The organism is Streptomyces sp. NPDC002176, from assembly GCF_044903645.1.
In the GTDB taxonomy this organism is placed as follows: domain Bacteria; phylum Actinomycetota; class Actinomycetes; order Streptomycetales; family Streptomycetaceae; genus Streptomyces.
In genome coordinates this window covers 593,789-615,341 of sequence record NZ_JBJDQW010000003.1, presented here as the reverse complement: position 1 = coordinate 615,341, position 21,553 = coordinate 593,789, and the positions used below count along the sequence as shown (strand labels likewise).

17 protein-coding genes are annotated in these 21,553 nt (G+C 72.4%); 4 read left to right on the top strand and 13 right to left on the bottom strand.

Features of this window, described 5'->3' with window-relative positions:
- Nucleotides 1-3 precede the first annotated feature (3 nt).
- From ACI2LY_RS16625 to ACI2LY_RS16575, 11 genes are all read right to left on the bottom strand, one after another.
- The gene (locus tag ACI2LY_RS16625; RefSeq protein WP_404707761.1) at nucleotides 4-1,398 is read right to left on the bottom strand and encodes an NAD(P)/FAD-dependent oxidoreductase; all 1,395 of its coding nucleotides are present in this window, start codon (nucleotides 1,396-1,398) and stop codon (nucleotides 4-6) included.
- Complete coding sequence (locus ACI2LY_RS16620; protein WP_404707760.1) at nucleotides 1,391-2,608, bottom strand: MAB_1171c family putative transporter; 1,218 nt, start codon at nucleotides 2,606-2,608, stop codon at nucleotides 1,391-1,393. The genes ACI2LY_RS16625 and ACI2LY_RS16620 overlap by 8 nt, the downstream gene beginning before the upstream one ends.
- An 11-nt stretch (nucleotides 2,609-2,619) precedes the next feature.
- Complete coding sequence (locus tag ACI2LY_RS16615; RefSeq protein ID WP_404707759.1) at nucleotides 2,620-3,216, bottom strand: toxin-antitoxin system, toxin component family protein; 597 nt, start codon at nucleotides 3,214-3,216, stop codon at nucleotides 2,620-2,622.
- A gap of 131 nt (nucleotides 3,217-3,347) precedes the next feature.
- Nucleotides 3,348-6,326 carry a beta-galactosidase gene (locus ACI2LY_RS16610; protein ID WP_404707758.1) on the bottom strand — a complete coding sequence of 993 codons (2,979 nt, stop codon included), beginning with the start codon at nucleotides 6,324-6,326 and terminating at the stop codon, nucleotides 3,348-3,350.
- Between the two features lie 200 nt (nucleotides 6,327-6,526).
- The gene (locus ACI2LY_RS16605) at nucleotides 6,527-8,299 is read right to left on the bottom strand and encodes a pyridoxal phosphate-dependent aminotransferase (RefSeq protein ID WP_404707757.1); all 1,773 of its coding nucleotides are present in this window, start codon (nucleotides 8,297-8,299) and stop codon (nucleotides 6,527-6,529) included.
- A gap of 110 nt (nucleotides 8,300-8,409) precedes the next feature.
- A complete protein-coding gene (gene mmsB, locus ACI2LY_RS16600; protein WP_135785786.1) occupies nucleotides 8,410-9,642 on the bottom strand; it encodes a multiple monosaccharide ABC transporter permease in 1,233 nt (410 codons plus the stop codon).
- Nucleotides 9,639-11,189, bottom strand: a complete 1,551-nt coding sequence (mmsA, locus tag ACI2LY_RS16595) for a multiple monosaccharide ABC transporter ATP-binding protein (protein WP_404707756.1) — start codon at nucleotides 11,187-11,189, stop codon at nucleotides 9,639-9,641. The genes mmsB and mmsA overlap by 4 nt, the downstream gene beginning before the upstream one ends.
- Nucleotides 11,190-11,197: 8 nt before the next feature.
- Complete coding sequence (gene chvE / locus ACI2LY_RS16590; RefSeq protein WP_404707755.1) at nucleotides 11,198-12,316, bottom strand: multiple monosaccharide ABC transporter substrate-binding protein; 1,119 nt, start codon at nucleotides 12,314-12,316, stop codon at nucleotides 11,198-11,200.
- A gap of 59 nt (nucleotides 12,317-12,375) precedes the next feature.
- Nucleotides 12,376-13,344 carry a hypothetical protein gene (locus ACI2LY_RS16585; RefSeq protein WP_404707754.1) on the bottom strand — a complete coding sequence of 323 codons (969 nt, stop codon included), beginning with the start codon at nucleotides 13,342-13,344 and terminating at the stop codon, nucleotides 12,376-12,378.
- Nucleotides 13,345-13,406: 62 nt separating this feature from the next.
- A complete protein-coding gene (locus ACI2LY_RS16580) occupies nucleotides 13,407-14,396 on the bottom strand; it encodes a zinc-binding dehydrogenase (protein ID WP_404707753.1) in 990 nt (329 codons plus the stop codon).
- Nucleotides 14,393-15,550, bottom strand: a complete 1,158-nt coding sequence (locus ACI2LY_RS16575; RefSeq protein ID WP_404707752.1) for a mandelate racemase/muconate lactonizing enzyme family protein — start codon at nucleotides 15,548-15,550, stop codon at nucleotides 14,393-14,395. Before ACI2LY_RS16575 ends, ACI2LY_RS16580 begins: the two co-directional genes overlap by 4 nt.
- Before the next feature lie 201 nt (nucleotides 15,551-15,751).
- On the opposite strand from ACI2LY_RS16575, the gene ACI2LY_RS16570 reads away from it, so the two are divergent.
- Together ACI2LY_RS16570 and ACI2LY_RS16565 are read left to right on the top strand one after the other, a co-directional pair.
- A complete protein-coding gene (locus ACI2LY_RS16570; protein ID WP_404707751.1) occupies nucleotides 15,752-16,564 on the top strand; it encodes a hypothetical protein in 813 nt (270 codons plus the stop codon).
- A 193-nt stretch (nucleotides 16,565-16,757) separates the two neighbouring features.
- Complete coding sequence (locus tag ACI2LY_RS16565) at nucleotides 16,758-17,915, top strand: serine hydrolase domain-containing protein (RefSeq protein WP_404707750.1); 1,158 nt, start codon at nucleotides 16,758-16,760, stop codon at nucleotides 17,913-17,915.
- A 103-nt stretch (nucleotides 17,916-18,018) separates the two neighbouring features.
- Here ACI2LY_RS16565 and ACI2LY_RS16560 read toward each other — a convergent pair whose 3' ends face one another.
- A complete protein-coding gene (locus tag ACI2LY_RS16560; RefSeq protein ID WP_404707749.1) occupies nucleotides 18,019-19,041 on the bottom strand; it encodes an NADP-dependent oxidoreductase in 1,023 nt (340 codons plus the stop codon).
- A 95-nt stretch (nucleotides 19,042-19,136) separates the two neighbouring features.
- Here ACI2LY_RS16560 and ACI2LY_RS16555 point away from each other — a divergent pair, with 95 nt between their 5' ends.
- Both ACI2LY_RS16555 and ACI2LY_RS16550 read left to right on the top strand, forming a co-directional pair.
- Nucleotides 19,137-19,589: a MarR family winged helix-turn-helix transcriptional regulator gene (locus tag ACI2LY_RS16555; RefSeq protein WP_404707748.1), complete on the top strand. Its 453-nt coding sequence runs from the start codon at nucleotides 19,137-19,139 to the stop codon at nucleotides 19,587-19,589.
- A 29-nt stretch (nucleotides 19,590-19,618) separates the two neighbouring features.
- Nucleotides 19,619-20,407 (top strand): EI24 domain-containing protein, encoded by a 789-nt coding sequence (locus ACI2LY_RS16550; protein WP_404707747.1) that lies wholly within the window; start codon nucleotides 19,619-19,621, stop codon nucleotides 20,405-20,407.
- A 173-nt stretch (nucleotides 20,408-20,580) separates the two neighbouring features.
- Here the strand turns inward: ACI2LY_RS16550 and ACI2LY_RS16545 are convergent, their stop codons facing one another.
- A complete protein-coding gene (locus tag ACI2LY_RS16545; protein ID WP_404707746.1) occupies nucleotides 20,581-21,552 on the bottom strand; it encodes an aldose epimerase family protein in 972 nt (323 codons plus the stop codon).
- Nucleotide 21,553 lies beyond the last annotated feature (1 nt).

Below are 21,553 nucleotides of genomic sequence, written 5' to 3'. Positions count from 1 at the left end.
GCGTTAGGCGAGTCCCGCGGCCTTCCGCTCCTCCGTGGTCAGGGGCGGTCCGGACAGCGGTGGGCGCAGCGGGCCCACGGCGGCCGCCAGCAGCATGCGCGGCGCGAGCAGCGCCTCCGCGCCCGCCTCCAGCGAGGTCACGTCGGTGACCCGGCGGGCGACCCGGCCGTTGCCCGCGGCGGTGACCAGCAGCCGCCCGACGTACGCGGCGACCAGCCGGTCCCGGACCGTGGGGCCGGTCGGGGTGGCGCCGGGGTAGAACACATCGGTGCCGATCGCCAGGTCCCAGGCGGTACGCACCGTACGGCCCACCGCCCGCTGCGCCCGCCGGGCCAGGCCGGGCGCACCGAGCCCGCCTTGCCGCAGCACCGTGTCCCGCAGGGCCAGCGCCGACCGGGCCGCGACCGACATGCCGTGCCCGTACACCGGGTTCAGCGCGCACAGGGCGTCACCGAGGACGACGAACCGCTCGGGCCACTCGGGCAACCGCTCGTAGAACAGGCGCCGGTTGGCGGTCGTCCGGGTGACCGTGACGTCGGTCAGCGGTTCGGCGTGGGTCAGCAGTTCACCGAGCAGCGGATGGCGCGGCCCGTCGTGCGCGTAGCGGAGGAACTCGGCCCCGGTGGACGGGGGTTCGTCGGTGCGGCCGCTGATCAGGGTGACCAGCCACTTGCCGTCCTCGATCGGCAGCAGCGCCCCGCCGTGCCCGATGCGCGAACCCCGCTGGTCCGGCTCGATGTTGACCACAGGGAAGCCGTCCCGCGCCCCCTCCGGCGCCCGGAACAGACGGCTGGCGTACGCCAGTCCGGAGTCGACCTCCCGGCGCTCCGGCTCGGGCAGGCCCAGCCCGGCCAGCCAGTGCGCGGCACGGGAGCCGCGCCCGGTGGCGTCCACCACCAGATCGGCGTCCAAGGTGCGTTCGGTGCCGTCGGTGCGCACCCGCACCCCGGTCAGCGCCCGGCCGGTGCCGGTCGGGCCGAGGGCCTCGGTGCGGTCCAGCAGCTCGACCGCGCCGTCCGCCAGCACCCGTTCCCGGATCACCCAGTCCAGCAGGTCGCGGCCCGCGGGCAGCATGAACGCCGACTCCGGCCAGCGCCGGTACCAGCCGTGCGCCGACAGCGCCACCATGTCCGCGGTCATCGGCACCCGGCGCACCCCGGCCGCGCTCAGCGCCGCCCGCGCGCCCGGCAGCAGCTCCTCCAGCGCGCGGGCACCGCCCGACCACAGCTGGTGGACATGGCGGGCCTGCGGCAGCCCCTTGCGCGGCTCGGGCCCCGCGGGCAGCGCGTCCCGCTCCACCACCGTGACACGGGCGCCCGTGGCGGCCAGCGCGCGGGCCGCGAGCAGACCGGCCAGGGAGCCGCCGAGCACGACGGCCGTGGGCTTCAGTTCACTCATGTGCGCCAACGCTCTCTGCTGGGTCGGCGGCCGCACGGGCGCGGACCGCCGCGATCTCTTCGGGACGGCGGAGGGCTCGGGAGACGGCCCCGATCTCCTGGAGCAGGTCGGTGGTGTCCGGCGCGGCCGCCGTCGCGGGCGGCTCGGGCACCCGCCGCTTGGCCTCGACCGCGTCCAGGATGGTCACCGCCGAGGCCAGCGCCCGCGCCCGCTCGGGCGGGTGGCCGAGGCCCAGTGCGGCGGCGTACGCGCGGGCGCCGAGGGCGGTGTCGAGGTGCCGGGCCAGCGGCAGCAGCACGTCCCGGATGAACGTCTCGCGCCGGGTCAGCCGCAGCTCCGGTGCCGCCCGCAGCACGAACGGCACACCCTCCCCGGCGGACGCACGCATCAGCAGGTACAGCGGCCGCAGTTCGCGGTGCGCGAGCCGGACCCGCCAGCGGTCACGGGCGTACTGCCCGGCGTGCGGCAGGATGAAGCCGACCGCGATCAGGATGGCGGACAGCGCGGCGACCGGCGGCGCGAGGTCGGTGCTCAGCCAGTCCAGATCGCCGCCCAGCCAGCGCGCGCCGACCGCGACCAGCTTGACCGCGTCGAAGATCAGGTTCAGTACGTAGCCCGCGCCGAGCAGCTTCAGCCCCCAGCGCAGCCAGGCGTCCAGCCCCTCCCCGCGCACCCAGTTCCACAGCAGCCGCGCGGTGATCAGACAGGCCAGGGCGTGCGCGCAGAGGTAGAGCAGGATCTCCTCGCGCATGAACGGGGTGGTGGCGTAGTAGGTGTCCAGGTCCCGCAGCCGCTCCACCGGCACGTCGGCCAGCAGGAACAGCACCCACAGGGCGGCGATCACCCCGCTGTACACCGACACCACCCAGCGCCGGGCCCGCCGGGTGACGGCCGAGCGGTCGGCCGGGCCGTTGCGCCAGGTGATGATCAGCAGCAGGCAGGAGCCGCTGAACGCCATGAGCAGCGAATAGCACCAGGGCGCGGAGATGTTGGGCACGCCGGTCAGCCGGTTCACCCGGGCGATGGTGGACGGCGAGCAGAACACGAAGACCGCACTGGCCACCAGCAGCAGACCGCCGACCGCGCGCAGCAGCGGGTCCCGCCACAGCCGAATGATCGTGGGCAGCTTGATCACCAGCGCGATGCTCAGCACCGCCGCCGGAATCCAGAAGGAGATCGAGAAGTCCCGCAGGGTGGCGGCGGGTTCCATGGCCGCCACGCTCACCGCGCGGCCCCGCCCCGGCCGCGATAGCCGAGCGAGCGCTGCACGGGGTCCAGGGGCTCCGCCGGACGCCCGAGCCGGGAGCGGAACAGGGCGGCCAGCCGGTGGCCGAAGTCCTCGGCGGCCGCCTCGTCGGCCTCGCGGGAGCCGTCCCGGGCAGCCACCGTCAGCGCCCGCTCCTCCCAGCCGGACCCCTCCGCGAGCGCCAGGGTGGCGTCGCCGAGCGGCGGATGGTGCCGGTGCCCGGCGTGCAGATGCCACAACTCATGGCCCAGGATGACCAGTCGCTGCACGGCCTCGGCCCGCTCCTCCACGATGACCAGATCGAAGTCCTGGAACTCCACCCACAGCCCGGTGACCTCGATCTCGTCCGGGAAGTGCTCGAACCGCAGCTCCACCGGCCGGCCGCCGCGCCGCGCGCTCATCACCGCGCACAGGGCACGGCACACACCGTCCACGTCCGTCGGGGCCTCGGGCAACTCGGCGATTTCGGCGGCGAGTTTCCTGGCCAGCGAGCGCATCGCGTGCCCCGGCCGGGAGGGACGCAGCCGGGCGGCCAGCCGTGCCGCTCGCGCCCACGCGTCCGCGCTGACCATGTGCCGCCCTCTCCTCCCTCACCCCCCGACGCCGTCGCCGGACCGTCCGAGGGTACGCGCACGGGTGTGTCCACGTCATGCGGATCAGCGGGCCTCGTTCAACCCGGAACCACCCGTGTGCCTACCGGAGTTCAGTGGCCGGGAGAGGGCACCGGAGTCACCGGGAGCCCACCGGCGGCCGCGCCCAGCAGGGTCAGGCTCACCTTGCCCGGTCCGGACAGTGTGGTGAACTCCGACAGCACCGCGAGCGCCAGTGTGTTGGCGCCACGTGTGCGCAGAATCCCGTTCGGCAGCACGAAGGTGTGCTGCGGACCCACGTTGTTGATGTACTGGCCCATGTTCCAGCCGTTGAGGAAGATCTGCGCCCGGTAGGCCCGGTACGGATCGTCCTCCAGCCGCAGCCCCACCGAGGCGTCCACGTCGCCCGGCACCGACAGCCGGAACGTGGTGCGGTACCAGGTCACGCCCTGCCGCCGCTCCTCCCTCGGGAAGGTGACCGGCTCCCACTCCCGGTCGTCCCGGTCGGGGAAGCCGGGCAGATGCCAGCCCTCCCGCTCCCCGTACAGCCCGCCGTTGTTCAGCGGTCCCCGTACCGGGTCCACGGCCCGCTCGCCCTGCAGCCGCCAGGACACCTTCGGCGCCGCCCCCGTGAAGGACACCGAGGTCAGACCGCGCGCCGCCTTGTGGGTGTCGTCGCCCTTGCCGTCCTGGTCGTGCTGCATGCGCCGCACCAGCACCGACAGCACATGGCGGCCGGGCGTGCGCAGCTCGGGACGCACCGGGAAGGTGGCCGTCGCCTCCCAGGTGCCCTTGCGGATCGTGGTCGTCGCGTCCGGCACCGGCAGCCGGTGGGTGCCCAGCGGCTCCCCGTCCAGCCAGGCCATCAACAGCCCCTGGGTACCGGAACTGTAGGAGAGCCGGACCGACTCGATACCGGTACCCCCGCTGTACGTACCCCGGTACCAGACATCCCCGTAGTGGAAGCCGTAGTCGTCCGCGAACAGCACCGGGCCGCCCTTGGGGACCGGGGTGGTGCTGTACGAGGTCGTGCGGTCCGCCCGCCGCCACCGGGAGTCGTTGAAGCTGGGGCCCGCCTCGGGGTTCTCGGTGCGCATGCGCCAGCCGGTCAGCTCCGGGAGCCGCACCTCGGGTACGCCGGGCAGCGTGCCGGTGGTCATCAGGCTGCCGGAGAGGGTGACCCGGGTCGGCACCCGGCGCCCGTTCCACACCAGGGTGTCGATGCCGCGCGGCCCCCACACCTCGATCACCGGATCGTCGGCCAGGTCGCCGGTGAGCCGCACCTCGGAGCCGTGCACCTCCGCGTGGCGCAGCAATGTGGGGCCGTAGACCACGAGGGTGCCGGACGGGGTGTCGTAGGGGAAGATCCGCATCGAGGTGGCGTCGTCCGCGAAGAGCAGCACCAGCGGCGTCTCGGTCCCGCCGCCGCTCACCAGCACCCGGCTCAGCCCGGCCTCCCCGAGCGGGGCGCCGACGTGCAGCTCACCGCGCTCGTACGCCCAGCCCGCCTCCGGGTCGAGACGGGTGACGTTCGGCTCCTGCGGGCAGTCCAGCACCAGGTCCGCCAGGTCGCCCCGGCGGCCCGCGAAGACGGCGACGTCCCGCTTGCCCGCCGTCACGCACAGCACGGGCTGCGCGGTGCTGTACTTCATCGTCCGCCTGCCGAGCCGCAGCCCGGTCGCCAGCATGCGGGCGTCCCGCGCGGGCACCGTGATCCGCAGCTTCCCGGCGTTCGTCGGCAGCTCGGCGGTGACCGGCTTCGTGCCGTCGTTCCGGGTGACGTACACATGGGCGCCGGTGTCCGGGTTGGCCAGGTGGTAGACCTTCAGCCCCGCCACCGTCACGTCCGCCGCCCGGTCGAGCCGCGCGAAGTCCGGCACCCGCTGGAACAGATGCCCCAGCTGGTGCATCGGCGCCATCTTCGCGGTGACGTTGCGGGCCTCGTCGATGGCCGCACCGTAGTCGTACGACGTATAGACGACCGGCGCGGGCAGCCAGCCCCAACTGGTGCCGCCGAACGTCATGTAGACGTTGTGCAGGGTGAGGCCGTTGGCCAGGTTGGTCAGGTAGAAGCGGCGCTCGTAGGCCGAGTCACGGGTGCGCCGCGCCTCCGGGTACCCCTTGCCGTCGAACCAGGCCCCACCCCACGGGTCGAACCAGCCACCGCCGAACTCCGGTACGAAACCCGGTGTGTTCGGTGAGGCGGTGGCCCCGCCCTTCGGCCCGCCCGGCCCGAACTTCCCCGAGTCCGGCGGGTTCTGGGAGGGCGAGGGGTAGCCGTCGAAGCCGTACAGATAACCGCCCTCCTCGCCACCGGTGTCGAAGGAGCCGGGCACCCAATAGCCGTTGCGACCCTTGTCATTGTGGAAGAGAGGCACGTCGATGCCGTCCGCCCGCACCTTCTTGTACAGGTGGGACATGTACGCCCGGCCGGTCGCCTCGGTGACGTGGGAGTCGTACTCGTTCTCCAGCTGGTAGAGCAGCACCGTGCCCCGGCCCTGGGTGTACAGGTGCCGCCGGACGATCCGGTCGACCTGCGTCAGCCACGCGTCGACATGCCTCAGATAGGTGGGGTCGGCGGTGCGCGCGGTGCCCTTGGTCGCGGTCAGCCAGCCGGGGAAACCGCCGCCGTCGACCTCGGCGTTGATGTACGGACCAGGCCGCAGGATGACGTACAGCCCCGTCTCGGCCGCCGTGCGCAGGAACAGGTCCAGGTCACGGACGCCGGAGAAGTCGAAGGTGCCCGGCGCGGGGGAGTGGTAGTTCCAGGAGACGTACACGCTCACCGTGTTGAAGCCGTGCGCCCGCATCTTCTGCAGCACGTCCCGCCACAGCGACGGGCTCGGCAGCCGGAAGGGGTGCATCTCGCCCGACCACACCACCAGCCGCCGCCCGTCCACCAGCAGCGAGTACGGGTCGTACCCGATGGTGTGCCGACGGCCGTCCGCGCGCGGCGGCGCGGGCGGGGGACCGGTCGGCACGCTCCGGGCCGCGAACGCCGAGGGCGCTCCCGGACCGCCGCTGCCGCCCATGGCGAAGCCGAGCGCGGCACAGCCGGTCAGGGCACTGAAAGTACGTCTGCTGAGCGCCAAGGTCGTCCTCCGGTCGGACCCCATAAGGAGCGTGGGTCCGGCCATTCTCCACGCCCCGCCCGCCCCCGGCCGACCCAAGGGGCCCTCGGCGCGGGCGAATCACCCGGTACGGGGGGATGGCGCCCCGGTGAAGCGCGCGGAAATCGCCGCCGCACCGGAGGTTCGCACGGACGTGCGGGGCGCGTGGGCCATGACACCCCCTAACCCATTTGGCCCGCCGGGGTCGCGCCCGCCGCGTTCGGCCAGCTCTGGGCGTTGGGCCAGCCGGTCGCGCCGGCCGGGGCGAGGCCGGGGGACGCCGGGGCGGCGGGGGTGCCCGGTGCGGTCATGCCGCGCACCTGAGCGGCGGTCAGGCCGCCGCGGGCCGGGACACCGGGCGGGGTCGGGCCGAGAGCGGCGGCGGGCGCGGGGACGGGGGCGGCCATGGGCGCGGGGGCGGCGACGGCCGCGGCGGCCGGTGCGGGCACCGGGTACGGGGACGCGGGTGCCGGTGTCGGGACCGGCGGCGGTGCCATGGGTGCGGGGGGTGCCATGGGCGTCGGCTGCGGCGGCGGGGCGGGGGCCCGCTGCGGCACCGGCTGCTGCGGCGCGGGTTGTTGCGGGACGGCCTGGGGCGGGTACGCGGGCTGGGATACCGGTACCGGCTGGGCCGCCGGTACCGGTATCCCGCCGCCCGGTGGGGGCCCGGCGGCGGGGAGCGGCATACCGGTACCGGCGGCCAGGGCGGCGGCGATCACGGGGGAGCCGGACGAGACGGCCGGTGCGGCCAGCCTGGCTCCGGCCCCATTGGTCTCGCCGACCAGCCGGTCCACCGCCGCGGTGCCCGAGCTGTAACTGGTCCCAGGACTCAGCTCCGGCACGGCGGGCTCGTAGAGCACCTGCTCCAGACCGGCCACCAGGCGGTGGACGTCGGTCTCGGGGCGCACCACGAGCCGCAGGAAGCGGCTGGACGAACCGATCTTGTTGCCGCACTCGCGGACCAGGATCCGGTGCTCGGTGAGCAGCCGGTCCCGGACCACGGTGCCCTCGGCGCCGAGCGGGAGGCGCACGAAGAGGAAGTTGCCCTGCGAGGGATAGACGGTGAGCCCCGGCAGCGCCGACAACTGGCTGGCCATCTCCAGCCGGTCGCGCCGCACCTGGAGCAGGCTCTGCGTGTACTCGGCGCCGTGCTGCTTCAGCATGAACACCACGTACTCGGCGAAGGAGTTGAGGTTCCACTTGGGCAGCATCGAGCGGACCTTGTTGGCGAGGCCCGGGTTAGCCACCAGATAGCCGAACCGGATGCCGTGCAGCCCGAAGTTCTTGCCGAGGCTGCGCAGCACGATCACGTTGGGTCTGAGCATCGCCTCCTGCACCACGCTCGGCTCCGACTCGGCGTCGGCGAACTCCAGGAACGACTCGTCGATCACCACCAGGTCCAGGTCGGCCATCGCGTCCATGAACTGCACCACCGACTGCCGGGGCAGGAAGCCCCCGTCGGGGTTGTTCGGGTTGCAGATCACCGCCACCCGCGTGCCCCGCGCCCGGATGAACTCGGCGTACCGGCCGAGGTCCAGCGCGAAACCGTTGGCCTCCGGCAGCGGGAACATGTCGACCCGCTTGCCGGTCTCCATCGGCTGGTCGGTCCAGCGGCCGAAGGTCGGCACCGGCACCGCGAGCGACTCGCGGACCAGCAGATGGTCGATCCAGGTGATCAGCTCGGTCGAGCCGTTGCCCATCGCCACGCACTGCGGAGGCAGTTGGAGCAGCTGGCACAGCTCGGCGGTGATGGTGTCGGCGCCGCTCGGGTAGTACGTGATGATCTCGCGCAGCCGGGACGCCATCTCCTCGAACATGGCCGGGGTCGGGAAATAGGGGTTGCAGGGGATGCAGAAGTCCACCGGACCCGTACCGTCGCTCTCCCGCGCCAGCGCCGCCATCGAAGGGCTGTGCGCGGGGGTGCTGCGGAACAACGAGGTGACGTTGTCAGGCAAGGGGACCTCCGTCGAAGGGTGGCCCGCGCGGGGGACGCGGGCCATCCATGCATACGGAGGACTCGGGGGCGGTGTTCAACCCGGTTCCGGGCCGGGCCACTTCACCGCCCTCACGCCCCCGACCTGCGCTTGTTCCACACGTCGAAGCCGACCGCCAGCAGCAGCGCCAGCCCCTTGATCACCTGCTGCCAGTCGGTGCCGACGCTCAGCAGGTTCATCCCGTTGTTCAGCACCCCGAGCACCAGCCCGCCGATGATCGCGCCGAGGACCGTGCCGACGCCTCCGCTCATGGAGGCGCCGCCGATGAACGACGAGGCGATGGCCTCCAGTTCGAAGTTGACGCCCGCCTTCGGCGAGGCCGCGTTCAGCCGGGCGGCGACCACCAGTCCGGCCAGCGCCGCGAGGACGCCCATGTTCAGGAAGACCAGGAAGGTGACCTTCTTGTCCTTCACCCCGGACAGCTTCGCCGCGGGCAGGTTGCCGCCGATCGCGTACACATGGCGGCCGAAGACCGCGTTGCGCATGAGGTACCCGTAGCCGACGACCAGGGCGCCGAGGGCGATCAGGATGATCGGGGCGCCCTTGTAGCTGGCGAGCAGCAGGGTGAGGGCGAGGATCGCGGCGACCAGCGCGGCCAGCTTCAGCGCGAACAGCCTCAGCGGCGGCACCTGGAGCGCGAACTCCCGCTGCCTGCGCCTGCCTTGGACCTCCTGCCAGACCACGGCCGCGATCAGCACCAGCCCCAGCAGCAGCGTTGGATTGTGGTAGTCGGTGTCGGGGCCGAACGCGGGCAGGAAGCCGTTGCCGATCTTCTGCAGCCCGTCCGGGAACGGTCCTAGGGTCTGCCCCTTCAGCAGGATCTCCGTCAGCCCCCGGAACAGCAGCATCCCGGCGAGCGTCACGATGAACGACGGGATACCGAGATAGGCGATCAGATATCCCTGTACCGCCCCCGCCGCCGCGCCCACCAGCAGACACAGCACCAGCGCCAGCGGCCAGGGCACGTCGTGCCGTACGTTCAGCACCGCCAGGAACGCCCCGACGAACGCGGTCAGCGAGCCCACCGACAGATCGATGTGCCCCGAGATGATCACCAGCATCATCCCGATCGCCAGTACCAGGATGTAGCTGTTCTGCAGTACCAGGTTGGAGACGTTGCGTGGCAGCAGCAGGTCCCCATCAGTCCATACCGCGAACAGGACCACGATCAGGCCGAGCGCGATCACCATCCCGTACTGGCGCATGTTGCGGCGCAGGCCGTCCAGCATCAGCCGGAGCACGCCCGGCCCGGCGGGCGGCCCGCCGCGCTCCGGCGGGGCCGGGGCGGTCACGTCCGCGCTCATGGCGTCACCTCTTCGTCTCTGGTCATCAGGCGCATCAGCGCTTCCTGCGTGGCCCCGGCCCGTGGCACCTCGCCGGTCAGCCGGCCTGCGGCCATGGTGTAGATCCGGTCGCACATGCCGAGCAGCTCGGGCAGTTCGGAGGAGATGAAGACCACCGCCCGGCCCTCCGCCGCGAGCCGCCCGATCACGGTGTAGATCTCGTACTTGGCGCCCACGTCGATGCCCCGCGTCGGCTCGTCCAGGATCAGCACGTCCGGGTCCGCGAAGATCCACTTGCTGAGGACGACCTTCTGCTGGTTTCCGCCGGACAGCCGCCCGACCGGCTCCAGCACGGTCGGCGCCTTGATGTTCATCGCGGTACGGAACCCCTCCGCCGCCCGCCGCTCCGCGTGCTCGTCCACGATCCCGCGCCGGGCCACCTTGCCCAGCGCGGTCAGCGAGACATTGCGGTGCACGGTGTCGATGAGGTTCAGCCCGTAGTGCTTGCGGTCCTCGGTGACGTACGCGATCCCGTGCCCGACCGCCTCCGCCACCGTCCGGGTGCGGATCTCCCGGCCGTCCTTGAGCACCGTGCCGCCCGCGTACCGGCCGTAGGAGAGGCCGAACACGCTCATCGCCAGCTCGGTGCGGCCCGCGCCCATCAGCCCGGCGATGCCGACGATCTCGCCCCGGCGCACCTCGATGGACACGTCGTCGACGACCTTGCGCTGCCGGTCGATCGGATGCCGCACGGTCCAGCCGCGCACCTCCAGCGCCGGTGCCGCGCCCGACTCCGCCTGGTGCGGCGGGCGTTCGGGGAAGCGGTGGTCGAGGTCGCGGCCGACCATGCCCGCGATGATCCGCTCCTCGGTGGTCTCCGGCGCCCGCACGTCCAGCGTCTCCACCGAGCGGCCGTCGCGCAGCACGGTCACCGAGTCGGCGACCCGGCGGATCTCGTTCAGCTTGTGCGAGATCACGATGCAGGTGATGCCCTGGGCCTTCAACTCCAGTATGAGATCCAGGAGTTTGCCGCTGTCCTCGTCGTTCAGGGCGGCCGTCGGCTCGTCCAGGATCAGCAGCCGCACCGACTTCGCCAGCGCCTTGGCGATCTCCACCAACTGCTGCTTGCCGACCCCGATGTCCGCGACCCGGGTCTCCGGATGCTCGTCCAGGCCGACCCGGCGCAGCAACTTCGTGGCGTGCCGCAGGGTCTCGGTCCAGTCGATCAGACCGCGCCGGGCGTGCTCGTTGCCGAGGAACAGGTTCTCCGCGAGGGAGAGATAGGGCACCAGCGCCAGCTCCTGGTGGATGATGACGATGCCCTGCCGCTCACTGGCCCGGATGTCCCGGAACCGGCACTCCTCGCCCTCGAAGAGCACCTCGCCCTCGTAACTGCCGTACGGATGAACCCCGGAGAGCACCTTCATCAGGGTGGACTTCCCGGCGCCGTTCTCCCCGCAGATGGCGTGCACCTCGCCGGGCCGGACGGTCAGGGTGACGTCGGAGAGGGCCTTGACGCCGGGGAACGTCTTGACGATCGAGCGCATCTCGAGGACGGGTCCCGTCATGGCCGCCGTCACTTGAGCTGGGACTCGGTGTAGTAGCCGCCGTCGACCAGCACCTCGCGGTAGTTGCCCTTGTCGACGCTGACCGGCTGGAGGAGGTAGGCGGGCACCACCTTGGCACCGTTGTCATAGGTCTTGGAGTCGTTGACCTCGGGCTTCTTGCCGCCCAGGGTGGCGTCGACCATGTTCGCGGCCACCTCGGCGAGCTTGCGGGTGTCCTTGTAGACGGTCTGCGTCTGCTCCCCGGCGATGATCGACTTCACCGAGGCCAGCTCCGCGTCCTGCCCGGTGACGACCGGCAGCGGCTTGCCCTTCCCGCCGTACCCGTCCGACTTCAGCGCGGACAGGATGCCGATGGAGATGCCGTCGTACGGCGAGAGCACCGCGTCGACCCGGCCGGACCGGTACGCCGAGGTCAGCACGTCCTCCATGCGGTGCTGGGCGGTGGTGCCGTCCCAGCGCAGCGTGGTGACCTGGTTGAGCGAGGTCTGCCCGGACTTCACCACGAGCTGCTTCTTGTCGATGTACGGCTGGAGCACCTTCATCGCGCCGCCGAAGAAGTACTTGGTGTTGTTGTCGTCGTTGGACCCGGCGAACAACTCCAGGGAGTACGGCCCCTTCTTGCCGCTGTCCAGCCCCAACTTGTGGGTGATGTACGTGCCTTGCAGCTCGCCGACCTTCTCGTTGTCGAAGGAGGCGTAGTAGTCGACGTTCTTGGAGCCGAGGATCAGCCGGTCGTAGGCGATGACCGGGATGTGGGCGTCGGCGGCCTCCTGGAGCACGTTGTTCAGGGACTTGTTGTCGATCGCCGCGATGATCAGGCCCTTGACGCCCTGCGTGATCAGGTTCTCGATCTGGGCGACCTGCTGGTCCGGGTCGTCCTCGCCGTAGACCAGCTTGGTCCGGTAGCCCTTGGCGCGCAGGTTCTTGACGACGTTGGCGCCGTCCGCGATCCAGCGCTCGGAGGACTTGGTCGGCATGGCGACGCCGATGGTGCCGCCCTTCGCGTCACCGCCCTTGTCGTCACTCCCGCCCTCCCCGCTCTGCCCGCAGGCGGTCAGGGTGAGGGCGAGTACGGCGGTCGCGGCGAGGGCGACTCTGCGGGGGCGTGCGGTGTACCGGTCGCGCATGGGGAACCGTCCTTGTTCGTCTCGGCGTTGAGCGGGTCGGGCCGTGCGGTGGAGCGGGGTCACGCGGTCGTGGGGAAGCGGTGCAGGGGGCCGGGGAGGCGGGTGCCGAGCGGGGCCATGCCGTGGTCCGCGCCGTGCCGGGCGAGCAGGTCGAGGACCAGTCGGCCGCGCCGTACCCGCTCCCGCGCGGTGTCCAGGGCGACGGTCCGGAGGTGGGCGCCCCAGGGATAGATGCCGGGCGCGCGGGACAGGCCGAACTTCAGATACAGCGGGGCGCCGCGCCGGATCAGCTCGGCCACCTCGTACATCCGTACCTGGCCACCGAGGTCGTCCGGTGCCTCGATGTACATGTCCATGGGGGCGCCGGACACCCGGCGGATCTCGGTGAGATGGGCGAGGGTGAGATCGCCGGGCACGTTGATCGAGTCGGCGCCCAGTCGCTCGAACACCGCGTAGGAGACCGGGTTGACCGGGCCGATCAGCGCGGAGACCTTCAGCGTGGTGTCCGCCGGGAGCACCCCAGACTCCCGCGCCCGGTGCAGCGCCCACAGCACGCCCTCGTCGGCCACCAGCAGGCAGCGCACGCCCAGCTCGGTCGCGCGGACCGCGTCCTCGACACAACCGGCCACCGCGTCGTGACCCCGGGCGCGCGGGCCGCCGCCGCCCGAGTCGGAGCGCACCGCGCCGCCGGTGTCCCAGGTGCCGCGCGGCCCGGTGAACAGACACAGCTCGATGCCACGCTCGCGGGTCGCCCCGGCCATCTCGGTGATCTCGGCGTCCGTGAGCATCCAGACGCCGCTGCCCTGGCTGATCCGGTGCACCGGCACGTCCAGCCGCGCCGCCTCGGCCAGCACGACGGCCAGCGCCTCGGGGCCCTCGCACGACGGGATCTCGGTACGCCAGCTCCCGCCGCCCGGGAAGCGGTGCGGGGAGGCGTCGGCGGGGTCGGGGGCGGGCGCGGCCAGCCCCAGAGCGGCGAGCGCCTGCTCACCGGGCCTGCGGACTGCCGGAGCGGAAAGGTCGGTCACGGGCTGCCTTTCGTGTTCGGTATGCCGGACAGGGTTCGGAACTTCGGCCGGAAAAGTGCATGTCAGGGCAGCAGCAGCACCTTTCCGGGCCCGGCTGTCTCCACCGCACGCGCGAACTCGGTCAGCGGCAGCCGGTGCGACACCAGGGGCAGCGGGTCCAGCAGCCCGGCGCCGAACAGCCGCACCGCGTGCGCCCAGGCGGCCGGGGGCGCCCCGAAGACCGTGCGCACCTCCAGTCGCCGCAGGACGAGGTCGGCCGGGTCCAGGCCGACGGCGCCCGGCGCCGGGATGCCGGTCAGGACCAGGCGCCCGCCGCGCCGGAGCAGCGCGGCGGACGTGCGGGCTGCCTCGGCGGAGCCCGCGGCCTCGATGACCACGTCGTAGCCGCCGGGCAGATCCGGGCCGCTCAGCGCGAAGTCCGTGGCGCCGAACTCCTTTGCCAGCGCCTCCCGTTCACGGTCCAGGCCCACCACCAGCAGCTCCCTCGGCGAGACCGCGGCGAGGAACCGCACCGCGAGCATCCCCAGCGTCCCCGTGCCGACCACCGCGACCCGTTCGCCGGGCCGGGCGTCGGCCAGGAGGGCGGCGGCCGCGACACAGGCGGCGGGCTCCAGCAGGGCGGCCGCGGTGAGGTCGGCGTCGTCGGGCAGCGAATGCAGCAGCCGGGCGGGCAGGGTGAGGGTGGGGGCCATCGCGCCGGGGTGGGTGAAGCCGGTCTCCTCGTACCCCGCCTCGCACAGCGTGGTCTCGCCCGCGTGACAGCGGGCGCACACCTGGCAGTTGCGGAAGCCCTCGCCGACCACCTTGCGGCCGACCAGCCGCTCCGGCACCCCGGCGCCCACCTCCCGTACCGTGCCGGACCACTCATGGCCGGGGACCACGGGGTAACGCACGTACGGCGCGGGCCGGTTGCCCCGGTACAGCTCGCGGTCGCTGCCGCAGATCCCCACCGCGTGCACGGCGACCAGCGCCTCGCCGGGGCCGGGCGGGCGGGGTGTGTGCGGCTCCAGCCGGTGTGCGCCCGGCGCCTCGACCGCCACCTGGACGCTCACTTCGTCCCCTTCGGCCGCCGCCGCTCCCAGCCCTCGGCCCACAGGTCGAACCGGGCCTGCTGCTGCGGGAATTCGGCGGCCGCGTCGGTGTCCAGCTCGACGCCGAGACCGGGGGCGTCGGAGAGCTGGAAGTAGCCGTCGACCACCTCGGGGGCACCCTTCACCACGTTCTTGATCTCCGTGTCCGCGAAATCGTTGAAGTGCTCCAGGATCTTGAAGTTCGGTGTGCTGAAGCCGACTTGGAGCGAGGCGGCGGTGAGGACCGGGCCGCCCACATTGTGCGGGGCGACGAGGACGTAGTGGGTCTCGGCGGTCGCGGCCAGCTTGCGGGTCTCCCAGATGCCGCCGATGTGGCCGACGTCCGGCTGGATGATGTCCGCCGCCTGGCTCTCGAACAGCTCCCGGAACTCGATCCGGTCGTGCATCCGCTCCCCGGTGGCGACCGGGACGTCCACTTTCCCGGCCACCTTCTCCAGCGCCTTCAGGTTCTCCGGCGGCACCGGCTCCTCCAGCCAGGCGGGGTCGAAGGGCGCCAGCTCGCGGGCGAGGCGGATCGCGGTGGCGGGGGAGAAGCGGCCGTGCATCTCCAGCATCAGCTCGGTGTACGGCCCGATCGCGTCCCGTACGGCCTCGATCAGGGAGACCGCGTACCGCGAGCGCTCGTGGTCCAGCTCGAAGTGGCCGGTGCCGAACGGGTCGATCTTCAGCGCCCGGTACCCCCGCGCCACCACCGCGCGGGCCGCCTCGTGGTACGCCTCCGGGGTGCGCTCGGTGGTGTACCAGCCGTTCGCGTACGCCTTGACCCGGTCGGTGACCTTCCCGCCGAGCAGCTGCCACACCGGTACGCCGAGTGCCTTGCCCTTGATGTCCCAGCAGGCCATCTCGACCACCGCGATCCCGGACATCACGATCTCCCCGGCCCGCCCGAAGTCGCCGTACTTCATCCGGCGCACCAGGTCCTCCACGGCGAACGGGTCCGAGCCCGCAATGTGGTTGGCCTCCGCCTCCCGCAAGTAGCCCAGCAGGGCGTCCGTATGGCCGAGCATTCGGGTCTCCCCGACCCCGGTGAGCCCCTCGTCCGTGTGGACCTGCACATAGGTCAGATTGCGCCATGGTGTGCCGACCACATGGGTGCTGATTCCGGTGATACGCACGCCCGTCCACCCCTCGGTGTTCGAAATTTCGTCATGCGTTCGAAATGCTGGCGTGACAGTAGGGAGGGGGTGCGGGGGGTGTCAATGGGTCGAACACGTAACGGTTCCGGCAAAGGCGTGTACGCAGGCGTCTCTCCCGCACCAAACCTTCACAGCGGCATCTAGGAACGTGACCCGAGTGGAACCTAGTCTTCCCGCGTCATGGACTACTGCCACCCGTGCCGACGGCACCTCAACGGCGCCCTGGCCTGCCCCGGCTGCGGCGCTCCCGTGCTGACAGCCGTCACGCCGGTCGCCACCGTCCCCGCGGGCACGGCGGCGGACCCCTACGGGCAGAGCACCCCCGCCGCCCCCTACGGGCAGGACGCCCCGCCCGCCCCCGAACAGCCGAAGGTGCCCCGGCAGGCCGACCGACGCGGCGCGTACGAGCCGCCCACCGAACCCACCGCCCCCGAGGACACCGCCCCCGAGGGCCCGTCCGACGCCCCCGGCCCCGCCTTCGACGGCAGCCGCCGCGACCGCAAGGCCGCCGCGCACCGCCGCCGCAGGCGCCGCACCCTCCTGGTGGTGACCGGGTTCGTGCTGGCGGCGGCCGCGCTGAGCCTCGCCGAACTCGGCACCGACGCGCCCTTCTCCTTCGACCGGCCCGCGTCCTCCGACGCCTCCCCGGACGGCGGCGCGTCCTCCGACGCCTCCCCGGACCCGACCGGCGCCCCGCGCGCCGACGCCTCGCCCGGCGCGTCCAGCACCGGCAGCCCCTCCGCCTCACCGTCGGACTCGCCCTCCGCGTCGCCGTCCGAGTCCGCGAGCGAGACGGCGTCCGAGACCCCGTCGTCCACACCGACCACCGAGCGCCCGGCCGCCACCACCCCCCGGAACACGGCCCCGGCCCCCGCCGACCCCGCTCCCGCCAAAGCCACCCCCACCCCCACCGCGGCCCCCACCACCTCGAAACCCACCCCGGCCCCCACTCCCACCAAGACCTGCGACCGCTTCCTGTGGTGGTGCGCCTAGGTCATGCCGGACCGCTCCCGGCGAACGTCATGACCTGTGGTGGGCGGCCAGGTCGCGGGTAGGCGACCGAGCGGGCCCCGCGGCGGTTGAGTCGAACAGGTACATCTCGCCGTACACGACCTCGGAATGCGTCGGCCGGGCCCGGCGCCGTGCGAGGAGGAGCAGCGAGCAGCGGCTCAGTTGAGGAGAACGGATGAGGCAGAACAGCACCGTCCAGGGCACGGTCGCCGACGGGTTCGAGGCGGTCCGCGAGGAGTTCACCGCCTTCGTCGCCGGTGAACAGCCGGACTACGAAGGCCAGTTGTGCGCCTATGTGGACGGCCGCCGGGTCGTCGACCTGTGGGCCGGTGAGGACGTCGACGGCGGCTCGCTGTACGGCGTCTTCTCCTCCACCAAGGGCGCCGCCCACCTGGTCACGGCCCTCCTGGTCCAGGACGGCACCCTGGAACTGGACCGCAAGATCACCTACTACTGGCCCGAGTTCGGCGTCGAGGGCAAGGGCGCCCTGACCCTGCGCGACCTGCTCGCGCACCGCGCCGGACTCGTCGGCACCGACACCGGCTTCAGCGCGGCCGAGCTGGCCGACGACCGGGCGCTCGCCGAACGCCTCGCCGACCAGCGCCCGTTCTGGCGCCCCGGCACCGCCTTCGGCTACCACGCGCTGACGATGGGCGCCCTCACCGGCGAGGTGGTCCGCCGGGCCACCGGCCACACCATCCAGGAGCTGTACGAGGAGCGGGTCCGCGTCCCCTACGGGCTGGACTTCCACCTCGGTCTGCCCGCCTCGCGCGAGCCCCGCTTCCGCAGCACCCAGCCGATGATGCCCACCCCGGCCCAGCAGGCGGAGGCCGAGCTGCGCCGCACCGGCCCGCACTCCCTCCCGTCCATCGCCGTCAACCAGCACGCCCCGATCCCCACCGACCTGCCGTCGCTGCCGAACGACCGCGCCGTCCGTGCGAGCGGCCCGGCATCCGTGGGCGGCGTCGCCTCGGCGCGCGGTCTGGCCGGGATGTACGCGGCGATGATCAGCGAGGTCGACGAGAAGGCGCCGTTGCTGAAGAGCGACACCCTCGCGGAGTTCGGGCAGCCGCACTCGGCCGGACATGACCTGGTGAACCGTGCTCACGGGGTTTTCGGCCTCGGCTTCGAGTGCACGGCTGAGGTCTGGCACCCGTTCCTCGGCGCGGGCACCGTCGGCCACTGCGGCGCGGCGGGCTCGCAGGCGTTCGCCGACCCGCGCGCGGGCCTCGCCTACGGCTACACCCGCCGCCGCTTCGCCCACCCCGGCGGCGCGGCCCCGGAGAACGACCGGCTGGCGGCCGCGGTGCACCGGGCGGCGCTCGGCGGCTGAGCAGAGTCACCGCGGGACATGGCGGAGGCCGCACCCCACGTCCAGGGATGCGGCCTCCGCGAGGTCCAACGACCGGTACCGGCGAGAAGTCACCGGGCCGGGCTCAGAGCTTGACGATCATCTTCCCGGTGTTCTCGCCGCGCAGCATCCCGAGGAACGCCTCCACCATGTTCTGGATGCCGTCCACGACCGTCTCGCGGTACTTCAGCTCGCCCGAGGCGACCAGGGGCGCGATCTCGCGGACGAACTCGGGCTGGAGGTCGTAGTGGTCGCCGACCAGGAAGCCCTCGATGCGGCCGCGGGTCTGGATCAGCCGGGTGAGGTTGTTCGGGCCGGGGGCGGGCTCGGTGTTGTTGTACACCGAGATCGCGCCGCAGATGGCGATCCGGCCGTGCAGGTTCAGCTCGGCGATGGCCGCCTGGAGGTGGTCGCCGCCGACGTTGTCGAAGTACACGTCGATGCCGTCCGGGGCGGCCTCGCGGAGCTGCTCGCCCACCGGGCCGTCCTTGTAATTGAACGCGGCGTCGAAGCCGTACTCGTCCACCAGCAGACGGACCTTGTCGTCGGACCCGGCCGAGCCGACGACCCGCGAGGCGCCCTTCAGCTTGGCGAGCTGCCCGACCTGGCTGCCCACCGCACCGGCCGCGCCGGAGACGAAGACGACGTCGCCCTCCTTGAACCCGGCGGTGCGCAGCAGACCGGCGTACGCGGTCAGGCCGGTCATGCCGAGCACCCCGAGGTACGTGGAGAGCGGCGCGGCGTCCGGGTCGACCTTGACGGCCTTCTTCGCGTCCACCGCCGCGTACTCGCGCCAGCCGAGGAAGTGCAGCAGGTGGTCACCGACCTCGATGCCGTCGAAGTCGGAGGCGACGACCACGCCCACCGCGCCGCCCTCCATCGGCTCGCCCAGCCCGAACGGCTGGGCGTAGGACTTCGCGGCACTCATCCGGCCCCGCATGTACGGGTCCACCGAGAGGTATTCGTTCCGCACCAGCACCTGGCCCTCGCCGGGCACCGGCATCGGCACCTCGACGAGCGCGAAGTCCTCGGGCTTCGGCCAGCCGACCGGGCGCTCCAGCAGCTGCCACTCGCGGCTCACGGCGGGAAGGGTGGGGGAGTCGGACATGGGGGGTCGACCTTCTTCCTCAAAAGCTTCAGTACCTGAAACAACCATGCGCCTGAATATTTCATGATGTCAAGTAACCCGGTATCCTGGACGGCATGTCCACCCAGCCGCCGCGTCCCGCCGCCCGTCACCGCGCCGCCGACCCCCTGACCATGGAGGTCGTCGAGCTGATCGGCGACGTCGTGGCCCGCTTCCACGCGGACTACGAGGAGGCCGCGGCCACCCACACCCTCACCGGACCCCAGGCCCGCCTGCTCAGCCTCCTCGCCCTGCAGCCGCTGCCCATGCGCAAGCTCGCCCACCGGCTGAAGTGCGAGCCGTCCAACGTGACCGGGATCGTGGACCGGCTGGAGACGCGCGGCCTGGTCGAGCGCCGCCCCGACCCCGCCGACCGCCGGATCAAGCTCGCCGCCGCCACCGACGAGGGCCAGCGGGTCGCCCGCGAACTGCGCGAGGGCCTGCGCTTCGCCCGCGAACCCCTGGCCGGCCTCTCCACCGCCGAACGCTCCTCCCTGCGCGACCTGCTGCGCCGGATGCTGGACGCCTGAAACACGGGGCTCCGGGTAAAGTCCCCGGCATGCGTGACTTCGGGGTGGGGTTCCGGTATCTCCTGGCCGGTCAGCGGTGGGTGGCCCGGCATGGACGGCAGTACGGCTTCGGGCTGCTGCCCGGCCTGATCACACTCGTCCTCTACACGGCGGCGCTGGTCGCGCTCGCCCTGTGGGGCACGGACGCCGTCTCCTGGGCGACCCCGTTCGCCGACGACTGGTCCAGCCCCTGGCAGGGCGTGTTCCGGGGCTTCCTCGCCGTCGTCCTGTTCGCCCTCGGCCTGCTGCTGGCCGTCCTCACCTTCACCGCGGCCACCCTGCTGATCGGCCAGCCCTTCTACGAGAGCCTGTCCGAGCGGACCGACGCCGACGTCTCGCCCGACGGCACCGCGCCCAGCTCCGACCGGTCCATGGGGCACGAGCTGTGGATATCCGCCCGCGACAGCCTGCGCATCCTGGTGCGCGCCTGCGTCTGGGGCGTGCTGCTCTTCGCGCTCGGCTTCCTGCCCGTCGTCGGCCAGACCGTCGTCCCCGTCCTCGGCTTCTTCGTCACCGGGTTCTTCCTCACCGAGGAGCTGACCGCCGTCGCCCTCCAGCGCCGGGACGTCGACCTGCGCGCCCGGCTCACCCTGCTGCGCTCGCGCAAGATGCTCGCCTGGGGCTTCGGCGTCCCGCTGGGCCTCGCCTTCCTGGTGCCCGTCGTCGCGGTGTTCCTGATGCCCGGCGCGGTCGCCGGGGCCACCCTCCTCACCCGCGACCTCCTCGGCGAACCCCGCGCGGAGGAGCAGTCGGAGAGCGACCAGCCGATCACCGCCTGAACCCGCGGGGCGGCCGACGCGGCGAACTCGTGACCCGCGCGTGAAGGGTTCGTAGGGGAAGCCGCCCGGACCCCCGAACCGCAGCCCCGGCCGCCCGGCGCGGACTACCGTCGACATCAGCCCCGGTCCCGGAACCTGACCCCCGGACCGGGGCTGAATGCGTCCGGGGCGGCTCAGCGCGTCCCGAAGCCGTACACCGTCGCGGAGCGGTACACCTCGCCCGGCTCCAGCCGGGTGGTCGGGAAGTCCGGACGGTTGGGCGAGTCCGGGAAGTGCTGGGTCTCCAGCGCGATCCCGTCGCCCGGCGCGAACGGAGCGCCCAGATGGTCGGCGGTGTACAGCTGGAGGCCGGGCTCGGTCGTCGCCACCGTCAGCACCCGCCCCGACGCCGGGTCGTACAGCTCGGCCACCTCCTCGGCCGCCGCCGTCACACCCTTGTCCAGCACGTAGTTGTGGTCGTACCCCGAGCCGATCTTGCGGGAGACGCGGAAGTCGAAGCGCGAGTCCGTCACGTCCAGCGGCTCGCCCACCGGGATCAGCCCGTCGTCCACCGGCGTGTACCGCGAGGCGTCCAGCCGCAGCTCCTGACCGCCCGCGTGCCCCGAACCGCCCAGGTTCCAGTACGAGTGATTGGTGAGGTTCACGACCGTCGGCGCGTCCGTCACCGCCTCGTAGGCGATCCGCAGCGCGCCCCGCTCGTCCAGCGTGTACGTCGCGGAGACCTCCAGACGCCCCGGAAAGCCCTCCTCGCCGTGCGGGCTGACCCGGCTCAGCCGCACCCCGTGCGCGACCGGCTCCGCCTCCCACACGTACCGGTCGAAGCCACGCTCACCGCCGTGCAGCGAGTTGGGCCCGTTGTTCACCGCCAGCGCGTACGTCAGCCCGTCGAGCGGGAACCGGCCGCCCGCGATCCGGTTGGCGTACCGGCCCACCAACGCGCCCAGATACGGCCCCGGATGGTCCACATAGCCCTCGACGGAGGGGAACCCCAGCACCACGTCAGCGGTGCGCCCCTCCCGGTCCGGCACCTCGACCGACTGCACGATCCCGCCGTACGACAGCACCCGGACCCGTACCCCACCGCGCTCGAGCGTCCAGCGGTGCACCGGGGTCCCGTCGGAAAGTGTGCCGAAAAGTTCGCCCATG

What these genes read in the sequence shown, in the direction of transcription:
- ACI2LY_RS16625 (WP_404707761.1), bottom strand. Translation starts at nt 1,398, where the DNA reads ATGAGTGAACTGAAGCCCACGGCCGTCGTGCTCGGCGGCTCCCTGGCC.
- ACI2LY_RS16620 (WP_404707760.1), bottom strand. Translation starts at nt 2,608, where the DNA reads ATGGAACCCGCCGCCACCCTGCGGGACTTCTCGATCTCCTTCTGGATT.
- ACI2LY_RS16615 (WP_404707759.1), bottom strand. Translation starts at nt 3,216, where the DNA reads ATGGTCAGCGCGGACGCGTGGGCGCGAGCGGCACGGCTGGCCGCCCGG.
- mmsB (WP_135785786.1), bottom strand. Translation starts at nt 9,642, where the DNA reads ATGAGCGCGGACGTGACCGCCCCGGCCCCGCCGGAGCGCGGCGGGCCG.
- mmsA (WP_404707756.1), bottom strand. Translation starts at nt 11,189, where the DNA reads ATGACGGGACCCGTCCTCGAGATGCGCTCGATCGTCAAGACGTTCCCC.
- chvE (WP_404707755.1), bottom strand. Translation starts at nt 12,316, where the DNA reads ATGCGCGACCGGTACACCGCACGCCCCCGCAGAGTCGCCCTCGCCGCG.
- ACI2LY_RS16570 (WP_404707751.1), top strand. Translation starts at nt 15,752, where the DNA reads ATGGACTACTGCCACCCGTGCCGACGGCACCTCAACGGCGCCCTGGCC.
- ACI2LY_RS16565 (WP_404707750.1), top strand. Translation starts at nt 16,758, where the DNA reads ATGAGGCAGAACAGCACCGTCCAGGGCACGGTCGCCGACGGGTTCGAG.
- ACI2LY_RS16560 (WP_404707749.1), bottom strand. Translation starts at nt 19,041, where the DNA reads ATGTCCGACTCCCCCACCCTTCCCGCCGTGAGCCGCGAGTGGCAGCTG.
- ACI2LY_RS16555 (WP_404707748.1), top strand. Translation starts at nt 19,137, where the DNA reads ATGTCCACCCAGCCGCCGCGTCCCGCCGCCCGTCACCGCGCCGCCGAC.
- ACI2LY_RS16550 (WP_404707747.1), top strand. Translation starts at nt 19,619, where the DNA reads ATGCGTGACTTCGGGGTGGGGTTCCGGTATCTCCTGGCCGGTCAGCGG.
- ACI2LY_RS16545 (WP_404707746.1), bottom strand. Translation starts at nt 21,552, where the DNA reads ATGGGCGAACTTTTCGGCACACTTTCCGACGGGACCCCGGTGCACCGC.